The sequence below is a fragment of the Acetomicrobium sp. UBA5826 genome (assembly GCF_002433005.1).
In the GTDB taxonomy this organism is placed as follows: Bacteria; Synergistota; Synergistia; order Synergistales; family Acetomicrobiaceae; genus Acetomicrobium.
In genome coordinates this window covers 64,554-79,247 of sequence record NZ_DJHF01000017.1, presented here as the reverse complement: position 1 = coordinate 79,247, position 14,694 = coordinate 64,554, and the positions used below count along the sequence as shown (strand labels likewise).

12 protein-coding genes are annotated in these 14,694 nt (G+C 44.4%); all 12 read left to right on the top strand.

From position 1 onward, the window contains the following. Positions 1 to 2: 2 nt before the first annotated feature. From murD to moaA, 12 genes are read left to right on the top strand one after another with little or no spacing between them, the layout of a single operon-like run. Positions 3 to 1,364, top strand: coding sequence for a UDP-N-acetylmuramoyl-L-alanine--D-glutamate ligase (gene murD, locus B3N34_RS04770; protein ID WP_273003317.1), 1,362 nt, complete (start codon positions 3 to 5; stop codon positions 1,362 to 1,364). Then, positions 1,357 to 2,493, top strand: coding sequence for an FtsW/RodA/SpoVE family cell cycle protein (locus B3N34_RS04765; RefSeq protein WP_213697934.1), 1,137 nt, complete (start codon positions 1,357 to 1,359; stop codon positions 2,491 to 2,493). Before murD ends, B3N34_RS04765 begins: the two co-directional genes overlap by 8 nt. Beyond that, entirely contained in the window at positions 2,493 to 3,602 is a 1,110-nt protein-coding gene (locus B3N34_RS04760) for a UDP-N-acetylglucosamine--N-acetylmuramyl-(pentapeptide) pyrophosphoryl-undecaprenol N-acetylglucosamine transferase (RefSeq protein WP_286975389.1), read from the top strand. The genes B3N34_RS04765 and B3N34_RS04760 overlap by 1 nt, the downstream gene beginning before the upstream one ends. Further along, on the top strand, positions 3,589 to 5,046 hold the full coding sequence (gene murC, locus B3N34_RS04755) for a UDP-N-acetylmuramate--L-alanine ligase (RefSeq protein WP_273702080.1): 1,458 nt from the start codon (positions 3,589 to 3,591) through the stop codon (positions 5,044 to 5,046). The genes B3N34_RS04760 and murC overlap by 14 nt, the downstream gene beginning before the upstream one ends. Positions 5,047 to 5,050: 4 nt before the next feature. Beyond that, the gene (locus tag B3N34_RS04750) at positions 5,051 to 5,848 is read left to right on the top strand and encodes a hypothetical protein (protein WP_286975386.1); all 798 of its coding nucleotides are present in this window, start codon (positions 5,051 to 5,053) and stop codon (positions 5,846 to 5,848) included. 55 nt (positions 5,849 to 5,903) lie between these two features. Beyond that, complete coding sequence (ftsA, locus tag B3N34_RS04745; protein ID WP_286975384.1) at positions 5,904 to 7,211, top strand: cell division protein FtsA; 1,308 nt, start codon at positions 5,904 to 5,906, stop codon at positions 7,209 to 7,211. Between the two features lie 26 nt (positions 7,212 to 7,237). Beyond that, a complete protein-coding gene (gene ftsZ, locus B3N34_RS04740) occupies positions 7,238 to 8,392 on the top strand; it encodes a cell division protein FtsZ (protein ID WP_213697937.1) in 1,155 nt (384 codons plus the stop codon). Positions 8,393 to 8,395: 3 nt separating this feature from the next. Continuing rightward, on the top strand, positions 8,396 to 9,883 hold the full coding sequence (locus tag B3N34_RS04735) for a B12-binding domain-containing radical SAM protein (protein ID WP_286975381.1): 1,488 nt from the start codon (positions 8,396 to 8,398) through the stop codon (positions 9,881 to 9,883). A gap of 33 nt (positions 9,884 to 9,916) precedes the next feature. Then, complete coding sequence (locus B3N34_RS04730) at positions 9,917 to 10,567, top strand: SPOR domain-containing protein (protein WP_213697939.1); 651 nt, start codon at positions 9,917 to 9,919, stop codon at positions 10,565 to 10,567. Positions 10,568 to 10,586: 19 nt separating this feature from the next. Beyond that, entirely contained in the window at positions 10,587 to 11,831 is a 1,245-nt protein-coding gene (locus B3N34_RS04725; RefSeq protein ID WP_286975379.1) for a molybdopterin molybdotransferase MoeA, read from the top strand. After that, positions 11,825 to 13,729, top strand: coding sequence for a molybdopterin biosynthesis protein (locus B3N34_RS04720; RefSeq protein WP_286975377.1), 1,905 nt, complete (start codon positions 11,825 to 11,827; stop codon positions 13,727 to 13,729). Before B3N34_RS04725 ends, B3N34_RS04720 begins: the two co-directional genes overlap by 7 nt. Continuing rightward, on the top strand, positions 13,720 to 14,694 hold the full coding sequence (gene moaA, locus B3N34_RS04715; RefSeq protein ID WP_213697942.1) for a GTP 3',8-cyclase MoaA: 975 nt from the start codon (positions 13,720 to 13,722) through the stop codon (positions 14,692 to 14,694). Before B3N34_RS04720 ends, moaA begins: the two co-directional genes overlap by 10 nt.

Here is a 14,694-nt window from a genome sequence, read left to right as displayed (position 1 = left end):
ACATGAAAGTAACTGTAGTTGGGAGTGGAATAAGCGGAAAGTCTTTGGCTCTTCTCTCGAAAAAATTGGGATATGAAGTTTTCGTAACCGAGCGGGAAGAGATCGATCCAGATACCAGGGATCTCTACCGTAAAAAAGGTATCTTGTGGGAAGAAAAGGGCCACACGAATAAAATGCTGGACTGCGATTCAGTAGTATTGAGCTCGGGAATATCCCCAAAAAGCTTGCCTGTAGAGATGGCAAAAAATGCTGGGGTGCCTATCCAAGGAGAGCTTGATTTTGTGTTTCCTTATTTAATAGGAAAAATCATAGGGGTAACGGGGACTAACGGAAAAAGCACCACATCTGCTTTAATAGCTCATTTATTATCTGAATTGGGTTACAAGACGGCATTGGCCGGAAATTTCGGCTTTCCGCTGGCGGATTTTGCAAAACAGGACTTGGATTTCATAGCAGCCGAGATTAGCAGTTTTCAGCTTCATTGGGCAAATCGGTTCAGTTGTCATATTGCGGTCGTTACAAATATATGCCCCGATCATCTCGACTGGCACGGAAGTTTTAATGCTTACGTCGAATCGAAAAAGCGTATTATAGACCTTCTTTCTTCCGATGGATATTGTGTATACCAGAATAAAGACCGAGAACTTTTAGGGACAAATGGATGTCGGGGGGCTGTTTTGCGTTGGGCCCCCGATTGCAGTAAGGGCAAATGTGAAGAACAAGACGAAATAATATTGCACGATTCTGAAGCCTATTTAAGGACAGGAAGCCGCGATATAAAACTTTTTTCATATAGCATCTTGCCTTTATATGGCCGCCACAACGTCGAAAATGCGGCCATGGCCATGGCAGCAGTTTACTACCTGGGGTGTGACGCGGAAAGAACATCTCACTTATTATCGGATTTTAAAAACCTTCCCCATCGATGCGAAAAGGTTGGAGAAAAAAGGGGCATAACTTTTATAGACGATTCGAAAGGAACTAACGTAGCCTCCTCAATAACTGCCATAACATCTATTCCAGGCACAAAGGTTATTATTTTGGGGGGAAAGGGAAAGGGAGAGCAGTACGATGAACTCGCCAAGGCTGTTAAAGCGCATGCGCGCGGTGCGGTTTTGTTGGGTGCAGAAAAAGGAGCGATATCCGAAGCCCTGGAGAGGATAGGTTTTCGCAATTATCTTCTTGTGTCTTCCATGGAGGAGGCAGTGTATTGTGCCTTTAATATGGCCTGCCCGGGCGATATAGTGTTGCTTTCTCCAGCCTGTACAAGCTGGGACATGTATAAAAACTACCACGAAAGAGGAGAGGATTTTAAGAGAATAGTTAAAACCATTGTCGAGGCGGATAGTGTGAAAAATGGATAACGAAAGAGATATCTTTCAAGCTCAAGAAAATTCGCACGCCTTTGATCTGTGGCTGATTGTGATCCCGTTAGCTCTGTCGGTATTTGGGATCATAATGATAACATCTGCTTCGGGCTATTTTTCAATCAAGCAGTTTGGGACGCCTTGGATGTATGGAATGAAACAAATCAAGTGGTTCCTGGTATCCCTGGCTGGAATGGCTCTGTCCTATTCTGTTCCCACTGATATATGGAGAAAAGTTGCACCATTTCTTTGGATTGTGGCTTTCCTATTGTCCTTTGCGACGTTGATACCTTCATTTGGAATGTCTGTAAGCGGATCTTCTAGATGGATAAGGTTGGGGCCTTTCTCCTTTCAGCCATCGGAGTTTTTAATTTTTTCTGTCGTTATCTACCTCTCCAGCGTTATATCTCGATATGAAGAACCTCCAATAAGCGCATTCGTGCGCACGATAAGCGTACTGATCGTGAGTGCTATTCCTCTCCTTTTTCAGCCTGATATCGGATCCACAATGATTCTCTTAGCAATAGGTTTGGGGATTTTCATCATGAAGTACGGATGGAAATATCCCTTAATTTTATTGGTCACCACCTCTGTCCCAGCAATCATTCTGATATTCAACGCTTCCTACAGATTAAGAAGACTTAAGGCTTGGATTGATCCGTGGCAAGATCCCTTGAACGAGGGGTTTCAAATAATACAGGGGTTGATCGCCTTTGCAAACGGAGGTTTTTGGGGGGTCGGGCTTGGCAGGAGTTTACAAAAACTCCAATATTTGCCCGCAGCACATACTGACTTTATCTTTGCCATTTCTGCCGAGGAACTGGGTGTTTTAGGTTCCATGGCGGTTATTGGCGCTTTTGCCGTGATCTCTGTCAGGGTTTATTACATGTGGCGTGATTTTGATGATGGATACTGCAGATATCTTGTCTTCGGGCTTTGGCTTTCGATATTGATACCTTTCTTTATCAACGTTGGAGGCGTGACCACTCTAATTCCTTTGACGGGTAAGGCCATGCCCTTTTTGAGTTACGGTGGCAGTGCTTTGCTGGCAACGTGGGTTAAAATAGGATTGTTGTTGCGCTGTTCTGCCGAGAATAATAGAATGATCAAAAGGAGCGCGTCTTGATGGGCAATAAGTTGAAGATGCTATTTGTTGCCGGAGGAACTGGCGGGCATATATTGCCGGCAGTCTCCTTCGGCAATTGGATCGAAGAAATGAAATTGCCCGCTGAAATTATTTATCTATGCGGAAATAGAATGCTGGAGCAAAAAATTTACAATGCGTTAAACATAGAACCCATGACATTATCGTTATCCGGATCTCCCCTTGGCGTTAGGGGATTGCGCTCTTTCATCCGTTGGAAAGAATTGACTTTTTCTTTGGTTAAGATACGCAATATAGTCAGAAACATTAAACCCGATCTCATTGTTCTATTTGGAGGCTATTTATCGGTTCCCTTTGCTTTAATGACTTCTTTATTGAGGGTGCCAATGATCGCTCACGAACAAAATGCTGTTGCCGGCAAATCTACCAGGCTTTGCAGCAGGAAGGGAATGATTATTGTTACGGGGTGGGAGGAATGCATAAACTTAGGAAAGAGTGATTTTAGACATGTGGGTATTCCCGTTCGTAAATTCAATATAATAAAAAAACAAAAGGCATGGGAGACGCTTGGAGGAGATGGCGTTCTTCCGCCAAAGAAGAGATTTTCTCTGGTTATGGGCGGTTCTATTGGGGGAGAATCTTTAAAACATGCCGTAATTGAGGTCGCTAAACGCGAAAGCCTGAAAAATCATATCTTCATGTTGTTAGGACCGGAAGGCAAACATGGTATACGGTGGATCTCCGATAACGTGATTGTTTTGCCTCAAGCGTGGGATCTGTCCGCTCATTTTTCCCTGGCCGACTACGTCGTTACAAGATGTGGGGCATCGACACTTTCGGAGCTTATCTGCTATCATGTACCAAGTGTATTAGTTCCTTGGGAAGAGGCATCGGACAACCATCAATTGGCAAACGCAGAACTTTTCTTACGTTCAGGAATAGGGACAGTTTGGCAAGAGAGGAACGGCTTAAATCTTTTGGAAGAAGCAATTTTGGAAGTATCGGATAAATGCAGGTCTGGTATTGATCAAAATATGTGTGACGAGAAAAGGAACGACATATGTGCCCGTTTCTGGAACGTGGTATCGTCTTTTTCTACGAAAGGAGAGGGCCCCATTGGGTGTTTTTAAAAATATTAACGAAAAGATGCTTCTGGGAGACGGAATAAAATATCTTCATTTGATGGGAGTCGGTGGCGCCGGAATGAGCGGTTTGGCTCATTTGTTGAAAGAGATGGGTTATGAAGTGTCTGGTTGCGATGTAACTAGGACTAACTACGTATATAATTTAGAGAAGCTTGGCGTAAAGGTTCTTTGTGGCCATGGTGCATCTCATATAGATATTTTCAGGCCGGACATGCTGGTTTATAGCAGTGCGATCGCATGGGATAACGATGAATTAGTTTATGCCAGAAAAGCAGGAGTAAATGTGGCAAGAAGAGGAGACATCCTCAGCTCGATATTCAACCGACTAAAAGGCATAGGTGTAGCCGGTGCCCACGGGAAGACTACCACATCATCAATGATCGCGACTGTCTTGGATGCAGCAGGGCTCGATCCTACTATCGCTATAGGGGGCGAGGTGTCGGATATAGGGGGCAATGCCAGACTTGGGCATGGGGATTATATGGTATCTGAGTTGGATGAAAGCGACGGATCTTTTGAGCTCTTCTCCTGTTATATACCGGTAGTTACGAACATCGATTGGGATCATGTAAATTTTTATCCTACATTTCAATCCGTTCAGGATGCTTTTGTCCGTTTTTTATCAAAACGCAAGGATGACGGCAAGATTATCATATGTGGCGAGGACACAGGATGTCAGTCGGTAGCCGGAAAGTTCGCGCCCCAGTGTATTACCTATGGTTGGGGAATGCAATGGGATTGGGGTGCCGTTGGGGTCAATCACTCCGTTGGCGGGGGGGTTTCTTTCACCGTTGTCAAACGGGGAGCCGAGATAGGCGAAATAAACCTAAGAGTATCAGGAGAGCATAATGTGTTGAACGCCCTTGCTGCTTGTGCTGTTTGCGATTTATTGGGCATAAATTTCAATACGATTCGACATGCACTCCATAAATTTAAAGGAACAAAGCGAAGGCTGCAATGTCTCGGCGTGTGCGATGATATCTATTTTTACGATGACTACGGCCACCATCCGAGGGAGGTACAGGCTACACTCGATACTTTACGTAACATCTTTCCATCCCGCAGGCTGGTGGTAATTTTTCAGCCACACAGGTATTCGCGCACCAAGGCTATGTATAGGAAATTTGCCGAGGCTCTTATGAAGGCTGATTTGGTGTATATATTGCCCGTATACCCGGCTGACGAAAAGTTGGAACTGAGCATCAGTTCGGACCTGATAGTTGATAGCCTTACAAGTGAGTACGGCCATAAAAATTGCCTTTCCCTTTCCGATGACGAGGTGGTTTCAAAAGTTGCTGAAAATATACTCCCTGGCGATATCCTCTTGACCTTAGGTGCCGGCAACGTGAATATATACGGGAATCAAATACTGAATCTGATCGCTTCAAGCAACAAGAAACAAGGAACTGTGTCCATGCAATGGACGTGATATATTGAGGGAACCAAAGGTTGCCAAAATAAGAGTCGTACCATTATTGATGATACTAGCGGTTGTCTTTGGTTTTTTGTACGGCATTGAAGAGCAATCTTATGTGTTTAGATTAAAACATATCGAAGTCGTTCCAAGAAGTTCATTGTTAGAAAATGAGGCAAGTAAGTTGGCCGGAGGTTCGGCTTCCAGGTTTTGGCCCTTGGTATTTTTTGAATATAAACATTTGAAAAATGAAGTGGAGAAAAAATACCCCATCCAAATTTCCATGAAAGCTGAAGGTTGGGGAAGGGTGGTCTTACAGTGGACTCAATTGCAACCCTATTTTGCCGCCAGATGGCGTGACAGGAAATGGTTTATAACGACAGCTGGGTTATGTTGGCCTGAGAGCAACCCTTTATGGAAAGATGGTGGCATCGATAATCCGAGCTATAATGAGCTTAACATAGTATGGGACGATACAATGCCTCCTTTGGTTCCCGATATAGATTCCACAAACCTCATTGAGGTGCGACAGAGCATTTTCCCCGTTAGGACAATGGTAAAATTTATAGAGGAGATGCACCAGACACCGTGGGTAGAAAAAATAAGAGGAATTGCCTTATCAAAATTAGCGGGAGATATTGTTGCAGAGGTTTCCTTTGCATCTATGGGTAGAGATGTTAACATATTGTTGGAATTCTCTGAAAGTATATGGAAAAGTTTATCTCCTGCAATTGAAACAATCGTTAAATCTTCCGATGCGAATGTCTTGTATCTTGATGCAACATATAAAGATAAAATAGTGATAAAGACAAGATGAGCCTCTTTTGTTTGTTTTTTTAAGTAGATGTCACGGGATGGAGGCATCAGCCAAAATGTACGAAAAGATTGAATTAATCGCAGGGCTTGATATAGGCACGACAAAAACTTCATTAATCGTAGCAGAACGAGACCGACATACCGGAGAAGCCCAGATTATTGGAGTAGGATCGGCTCGTTCCGTTGGTTTGCGTAAGGGCCTTATCGTCAACTTTGAACATGTGGTCAAATCCATTGCATCCGCTTTGGAGGATGCAGAAGGAATGACGGGAATAAGCGTGGACCGTGCCTTTGTTTGTTTTAGCGGTGCCCTTACCACCAGTATAACCTCAAAGGGGATGATTTCCCTGGGCAGCACTCCAAGACAAGTCGTCGAAGCCGATATTCAAAGGGTTATAGAGGCCTCGTTGTCTGAGATAAGCATGCCAAACAATTATTGCACTGTCCATACAATACCGATAATGTACTCGATAGACGGACAAAGAGGTATCGACGACCCCTTGGGCATGACAGGTGTTCGTCTTGAAGTCGAGGTTCAATCGATCATGTCTCCAACGGCAACGGTACAAAATGTTATCAATTGCGCAGAACGTGCAGGCATTAGTGTCGCCGGGTTGATAGTAAAGCCGCTGGCCAGTGCTTTAGGTGTGCTGACGCCCGGAGAGATATTGTCAGGCGTAGCTGTTGTAGATATAGGTGGTGGGACTACCGGCATTTCCATTTACGTAGACGGAGCTCTTAAAAAATTATCGGTGATTCAAATAGGCGGGGATCATATAACCAACGATATAGCACGGGTCCTGAAGATACCAATAGAAGCTGCAGAAGAAATAAAAAAACATGTCTCTTTGGGGGAGGATGTCGATGCCTTCGACGAGGAAATTGAGTACGCTGCCCAAGGTAAAAGGGGAGCATGCAATGCCGGACAGGTGCATGAAGTGGTTTATAATCGTTTAGAAGAACTCTTCGAGGATTTTGTAAAAAAAGAGCTTCGCGATGTTGGTTCCATATTGCTCCCAAGCGGCGTTGTTCTAACAGGAGGGGTTGCAAAAACCTATGGCATAGCAGAAATGGTGTCGGATGTGCTGGGCATCCCAGTAAGGGTTGCGGGACCTATGGAGTCTCAAAAAATGCCTCCCGGAAGAAACGGGTGTGAGTACGCCTCAACGGCAGGTATCATTAAGTATGTCAACATCCTGGAGAAATATCCCTTGAAGTTCATAGGCCCCTCTATTTCTTTCTCTTCTGCCGGACAACAAATAAAAACGAAGGCGCGAAGGGAGAAAGCTGAAAGTTTTCATCCTTTCGAGGCTGTTAAGTCGGCATTAAGCACGATAAAAAGGACTTTTAAGGAACTTTTTTAAATGATTTTTTCTGGGGGAGTTGCCAAATGGCTGAGAAGGCAAAGTTATTTGAAATTGATAACGAAAACCACAGTCGCAAATACAAAGAGGTAATTAAAGTAATTGGCGTTGGCGGGGGAGGTAACAACGCGTTAAATCATATTATTTCAAGTGGTCTCAAGGGAGTCGAGTTTATAGCTGCTAACACCGATGTAACCCAATTAGAGCAGAACCTGGCTGATATAAAATTAGTGCTCGGAGAGCAGTTGACGAGGGGGTTGGGTGCCGGTTCGGATCCTGAAATTGGTTTTAAGGCAGCCAAGGAATCCGCTGATGAATTAAAGGAAATTTTACAAGGCGCCGACATGGTCTTTTTGACAGCAGGAATGGGGGGAGGAACGGGAACGGGGGCCTCTCCGGTCGTAGCGGAGACTGCAAAAGAAGTAGGTGCTCTTGTCGTTGCTGTAGTGACAAAGCCGTTCATGTTCGAGGGCAAGAGGCGGTTTATGCAAGCCTTGGAAGGAATAAAGAATTTGCAGGGCAAGGTGGATGCGCTCATCGTGATACCCAATGACAAACTGCTTGAAATATCCGACAAGAAGGTCGCAGTATTAGATTCCTTCAAACTTGCCGATGAGGTGCTGCGCCAGGCGGTTCAAGGGGTTACGGATCTAATATTGCGCCCCGGCTTAATTAATGTGGATTTTGCCGATGTTAGAGCTGTAATGAGCAATGCCGGATCCGCTATCATGGGCATTGGCGAGGCTACGGGCGAGAATCGGGCTATTACAGCTGCAAAGGCAGCCATAAACAGTCCTCTAATGGAGACTCCTATGCAGGGAGCAAAGGGCATTCTTTTTAACATTACCGGCGGTAACAACGTAGGCATTCACGAAATAAAAGAAGCAGCCCAGGTTATCACGGAAGCTGCTTCAGAGGATGCAATAATCATTTGGGGACATGTCTTGGATCCAGAAATGGATGACAAGTTGCAAATTACTGTAATAGCTTCCGGCTTTGCTTCGACCCTTTCTCAGGGTGAAACCGGTAAGGGAAGGCCTACGCAGGGCAAAAGAAAACCTCGCATCGACCTTGAGGAGGCCGAGGTTAAAATGCCGGAGGAGGATTTGTTTAGAATCAGCGGCGTTCAGATCGATACGTTCGATCTTCCAACAGTGGTCAGGAGGAAAAAGAAGGAATAATAAGTGTCAAACGTAAACCTTGACGAAACGGTCCTTTTGGATATGCCCAGAGGAGGAGCACCCCTGTGGGCATATATGTATCCCAATACCTATAAAGTGGGCATGGCGAATTTGGGGTTTCACTATATATACGCAGCATTACAGAAAAGAGGCGTTGGGGTAGAACGTTTCTTTCTCGACATGATGGAAAGATCTGTCGAGGGGCAGCGAAAGTTATCGGAGTTTCCTGTAATAACTGCGTCGGTTTCCTTTGAAACTGATTATATCAATGTTTTGAAAATGTTGCGTTATAATAAAATACCGATGTATTGGCGCGATAGGGCCTCTATTGACGGCCCTGTTGTAGGAATCGGAGGAGCCGTGACATATATAAACCCGTTGCTTTTTTCGGCAGTAGCTGATTTCGTTTGCTTGGGCGATGGAGAAGTGGTTATAGATCATCTAGTCGCATCTATACGATCCTATATGCACCATGGCAACAAGAAGAAACTGTGGGATGACCTTTCGACATCCTTATCCATATATGTTCCGCCAATCCATAACCGCACAATTATATCAAACAACGATAATTTAAACCGAAAAAGAGGAAGAGTAGAAGACCTTTCACAATCCATGGGACATAGCCTTTGGTTGACATCCAAGGCTGCCTTTGGAAGGACTTTACTTTTGGAATTGCAGCGAGGGTGTTTTAGAAATTGTCCATATTGCGTTGTACCTAATAATTTTGGAGAAGCGAGGTATAGATCGGCAGAAGACATAGCATCGTATATCTATAAATTTAAAGATTACGATGATTTTAACGTTGGACTGGTTACTCCCGAGGCTGGCGATCATCCCGAATTAGATTTTATTCTAGATGTTATTACAAACGTTAAAAAGAAAGTCAGTTTTGCTTCTCTAAGGATAGATGCTTTGAGCGAAAAAGTTGTTGAGGCTATGGCAATGGGAGGAAAGAGAAGTATAACTATTGCACCTGAGGCCGGGAGCGATGATTTGAGAAGTTCGTTAAAAAAACGCTTTACCAATAAAGTTATAATTGAAAAGCTCGCAATGACTAAAGAATATGGAATTAGTTCGATTAAAATGTATTTTATGTTGGGACTTCCCGATGAAAAGGATGACGACGTCAGAGCCATTGCGGAATTGACGAAAGAAATTTGGGAGCAGCTGAAATTAAAATCCACCATATCGATAAGTCCCTTTGTCCCAAAACCAGGCACTCCCTTTTCCGACCAGCCCTTTGTAGGAATAAAAGAGGGTCAGAGAAGGTTAAAAATATTGAAAGAAAATTTAAAAGGCTTTGGTAAAGTAATAACGTTAAAATCCGTTGATTTTAAGGGTTCCTTTAAGGAATATGTGTTATCATGGTATGGTTTAACTGAGGCCGAAATGTCGATCGATGTCTTTGAAAAAAATAAAGATAATAGTTTTCTTAATTTGCCGTTGTCAAGGGAAGATCAAAAAGAGCAATCGGCAATTCTTGGATTTTAGGACGACAGTCCATGCAAAAGGAGTGACAGTGAAATGATGAAAAGAGACAGGCAAAAGGAGAAAAAACAGAGCACTTTTTCTTTTGGCCAAATAATGGTTCCTCTCATCGGGTTGGTGGCTATAGGGCTCTTATATCTTGGAATAAAGATGTTTTTCTTCGCTCCTGTAAAAACGTTGTCGGAACAAGCAACAGTTCCCAACGTTATAGATCAACCTGCAACCCCTAAATCCGAGGAGAAACCCCAGGTTTCTACTGCTTCTAAAGTAGCTAAACCTTCTGTTCCTATAGAAGAACCTTCTTTAAGACCTGAAAATAACGTTATTGCTACCCCTTCTTCCAGAGCGTCTACCGATAGCTCCACTGCATCGGTACAAGAATCTCAAACAGTTGCAAAACAGCAGCCGTCTCAATCTCAAACGTCTCAGCCGTCGGATCGTCAAATTTCCGATGGCGGTTGGGGAGTTCAGGTAGGTTCATTTGCCGAAAAATGGAGAGCGGAAGACGTCAAAAATAAACTTGAAACATCGGGATATCAAAATAAAGTGCGCATAACGGAAGCCGTCGTAAACGGTAAACGATACTATAGAGTACAAGTTTACGCAGGCAAAGATAATTCCGATGCAAAGGAACTGGAAAAGAACCTTAAAGCCATGAATCTGCCTACGTTAATAGTAAAATATTAGAATACAAAAGGAAGGTATTATGTCGGGTTTTGTGGAAGAATTGCTGGAAAGATCCGAGGCGCTCAAGCTTGTATGCGATAGCTTGGGCTTTCCCTATAAAATGAGGACGAGGAGAGTGGACATCGACAACGCCTGTGGATTGCGTTTGGGGAAAGACCTGAAAGCTCCAGAACCACATCCTCCCTTTCCCAGGAGCCTCCGCGACGGATATGCCGTTAGAAGTGCTGATGTTATTGGTGCATCGCCCTCTTCGCCCGTTTTTTTAAGAAAGTGTGGCATTGTTCCTATGGGAGGAGTGGCTGAGGAGCCATTGCCTCATGAAGGTGCAATGCAAATTTTTACGGGTGGTATTCTACCCTGCAATGGAGATGCCGTGGTTATGCTGGAGGACACCGAAGAAAGCGGCCCATGGATCGAGGTAAGAAAAAGCGTAATGCCCGGAGAAAACGTCATTTCCCGGGGAGAAGAGATAGCAACAAATGATGTTATAGCCGAAGTCGGAGACATTCTCGATTTTAAGAATATCCCGGCTGCCTGCGGTTTAGGCGTTAGACAGATCGATGTAATTGATCTTGAAATTGGGATCCTCAGTACAGGAGATGAAGTCGTTGATATATCTACAAAACCGCTTCCTCCCGGATGTGTAAGAGATGTCAATGGTGTTATGCTTCATCTTTTGTTAAAGCATTACGGATTCCATTCTCGGTTTTTAGGGATAGTTCCCGACGATTTTCGTCGTCTCAAGGAATCTGTTGAAAATTCTTTAGAGGATTTTGACGTCATTATCTTGAGCGGTGGGTCCTCCGTTTCGAGTAGAGATTTTTGCTATGACGTAATCCAAAACCTGGGAGACCCCGGTTTAATCGTGAGAGGCATCAACATGAAGCCTGGCAAGCCCACCCTTATAGGAGGCATTAATAAAGAAGGATCATCAAAATTAGTCATCTCTCTACCGGGACATCCCTTGTCTTGCTCAGTAGTCGCCAGGGTTGTTTTGCTTCCATTGCTTGATATGATGATCGGGGGGGCTCGCCTTTATGAGAAAAACTTTAAAATAATCAAACTTAAATGTCTTGATGATTTCATAAGTCGGAGTGGGGTGGAAGAGTATATACCTGTTTCATTAAAATTCGACGGCGTTGTACCTGTGAATTCTAAATCGGGTTACATATCTGCCTTGAAAAGGACAGCAGGACTCGCTGTCTTGCCCATCAATAGGGAGACGACTAGAAAGGGAGAGGAGATAGAAGTTATTCTATGGTGAGAGAACATATATCCTTAAAAGAAGCTTGGGAATTATTAAAAGCACATTGGGGTAATCGGGATTTTCTAGTCAAAAATGTCCCCTTGTCGGAATCTCTTGGGGGATTGCTCGCAGAGGATATAGCGTCTCCTGTCAATGTGCCCCACTATCCGGCATCAGCCGTAGATGGATATGCCGTCTCTTCTGACTCTACGTCCAGGGCTACTGCGGCCACGCCTGTAGCGTTAAATACGGGACAATATCAATGGGTAAACACAGGCGCTTTTGTTCCGCCTCAATATGATTCGGTTGTGATGGTGGAGGATACATCTTTAAAAAATGATAACCTATATGTCTATATATCTGTTCCTCCCGGTGCAAACCTCAGGCCCATAGGTGAGGATATAGTAAAAGGACAAATTGTGGCCCATTTTGGCGATGAGGTAGATCCTAATTTAATGGCCCTATTTTATGCCGTGGGATTGCGAGAATTGCCCTTGCTTTCCAAGCCTAGGGCAATATTTATTCCAACGGGTGACGAGATCGTTCCAAGGAAACCCGAGGAAAGCCCCGATGGCTTGCCCCCCGGTAAAGTAATGGAAAGCAACTCGATAATGCTTGAGGGAATGTTTGAACAATGGAAAATCCCCTTCGTCGTTGGCCCTCACGTAAAAGATGACCCGGAAAAATTGAAGGAAGTTTTGGCGGATGCCGTAGACAAATATGATTTGGTTCTCATTGGCGCCGGTTCGGCCAAAGGGAAGAGGGATTTCACAGCAAATGTAATAGAGCAGGAAGGACAGCTTATCTTTCATTGGGTTTTAATGCGACCCGGAAGGCCAGCTTTGCTTGGTACAGTAAAAGACAAACCTGTGGTGGGAATGCCGGGGTTTCCGATGTCAACAATGGTTGTTGCTTGGAGCGTTGTCTATCCTTTGTTGCAATTGTTGATGAAGGGAAATTTTGACGAGAATAAAATTTTGGACGAAGCCATGGTTGTAAGGGAAAAGTTTAGCCTGCCTCTTCTTATATCTCATTCATCCCCACAGGGGATAAGCGAATGGCTGAGAGTGAAGGTTATCAGGCTAAGGGACAAAAAGTACTCGTGGCCTATTTCCGGGGGATCAAGTTCCATGAGAGCGACAGCCGATTCGGATGGTTTTGCTTTAATACCACCAAAGCTCTACGAATGTCCTAAAGGCAAGGAAATTGAAGTCAGGTTAACAAAAGAGGTACTGTGGGAAAAGCGCGTTTTATTTCAAGGCTCCGATGACCCGGCAGTGGCCCAGTTGGTCTCATTTGTTAGAAAAAGAGGTGCTGATTTGGTAATTAGGTCTGTCGGAAGCTTGGGCGGATTGGCAGCATTAGCCAGAGGAGAAGCCCACCTTTCGGCAGCACACCTTCTGGATCCGAAAGATATGTCATACAACGATACCTATATAGCAAGTTTTAAGCCTATAAGCGATAAATGGAAGCGTTTTTTGCTTTTCTATCGTCAGCAGGGATTTATAGTAAAAAGGGGAAACCCGAAGAAGATAAGTTCCGTCCAAGATTTGGCACGTGGCGATGTGCGTATCGTCAATAGACAGCCGGGTGCAGGGACCAGAGTGTTGCTCGATTCGCTGTTGAGGGAAGAGGGAATAGAGAGTGCTTCCGTCAAAGGCTACGAGGATCAAACGATGACCCATCTCGATGCTTCCTGTAGGGTAGCCTGGGGAATGGCCGATGTCGCGCTTGGCATAAAATTTGCTGCTGATGCTCTAGGTTTGGACTTTATTCCGATTACTGAAGAACCTTACGAGCTTGTAATTCCTGAAGAGGAATTGACGCATCCCGGCATTGAGGCGCTCATCGATTCCGTCAGCGATTCTAAATTTATAGAAAAGGTTAAGAGAATGGGGGGATACCGTTGGCCCTGAAGCTCATAGATAGGTTGGGAAGAAAACTGAACTACGTGCGCATATCTGTCACCGACAGGTGCAACTATCGCTGTCGGTATTGTATGCCTGAAGAAGGGGTAGAGTGGATACCCCATGATAAAATAATGACGTATGAAGAGATACGATTGTTAATCCAACTTTTAATGGAACTCGGAGTCAAAAAAGTCAGGCTAACGGGAGGCGAGCCTTTCGTAAGAAAGGGTTTTGCGCAATTATTGCAAACCTTGCGCCAGTCCTTTCCTGCGCTGGAGCTTGCAGTAACGACTAACGCTTCTCTGCTCTCAAAATATATAGATGAAATAAAAGATCTGGGATTAAGGCTGAACGTAAGTCTGGATACCCTCGATGCCGAAAAGTTCAGGTTCATAACAAGGATCGGGAATTTAAACGAAGTAATTGAGGGGATAACGCTATGGAGCTGTTTGAAATTGCCTTTAAAGATCAATACCGTTTTGATAAAAGGCTTCAACGAAGAGGAAGCAATGTCCTTGGCCGATTTGGCCAAAAAGATGGGGGCTACCCTAAGGTTTATAGAATTCATGCCCCTCGATGAAGGTTTGTGGTCTAGAGACTCCTTTATTTCTGCTTCCACTATAGAAAATTTACTTTTTTCATCCGGAGACTGGAAGATGGCGGAGGAAACTCCTTCGGCAACCGATGGGCCGGCAAAATATTACGTTAATTCGAAAACCGGGCAGAAAATAGGGATAATAGCCGCGGTAACCCACCATTTTTGCGATAGCTGCAACCGATTGCGCATTACCGCGACAGGGGAGATGAAAAACTGTCTCTTTGCAGCCGGCGGATTCGATTTACTTTCTCCATTAAGAAAGGGAGATTTAGAGGAAGTAAAACGCAGGATATTGACGGCTGCCTGGGAAAAACCCGCGAATTGGAAAAAGTTGGTTCCCGGAGACAGTCATATGTCCCAAATAGGAGGTTAA

Bases quoted from the DNA above. Each gene is read 5' to 3' on its own strand.
- murD (WP_273003317.1), top strand. From the start codon at position 3: ATGAAAGTAACTGTAGTTGGGAGTGGAATAAGCGGAAAGTCTTTGGCT.
- B3N34_RS04765 (WP_213697934.1), top strand. From the start codon at position 1,357: ATGGATAACGAAAGAGATATCTTTCAAGCTCAAGAAAATTCGCACGCC.
- B3N34_RS04760 (WP_286975389.1), top strand. From the start codon at position 2,493: ATGGGCAATAAGTTGAAGATGCTATTTGTTGCCGGAGGAACTGGCGGG.
- ftsA (WP_286975384.1), top strand. From the start codon at position 5,904: ATGTACGAAAAGATTGAATTAATCGCAGGGCTTGATATAGGCACGACA.
- ftsZ (WP_213697937.1), top strand. From the start codon at position 7,238: ATGGCTGAGAAGGCAAAGTTATTTGAAATTGATAACGAAAACCACAGT.
- B3N34_RS04730 (WP_213697939.1), top strand. From the start codon at position 9,917: ATGATGAAAAGAGACAGGCAAAAGGAGAAAAAACAGAGCACTTTTTCT.
- B3N34_RS04725 (WP_286975379.1), top strand. From the start codon at position 10,587: ATGTCGGGTTTTGTGGAAGAATTGCTGGAAAGATCCGAGGCGCTCAAG.
- B3N34_RS04720 (WP_286975377.1), top strand. From the start codon at position 11,825: ATGGTGAGAGAACATATATCCTTAAAAGAAGCTTGGGAATTATTAAAA.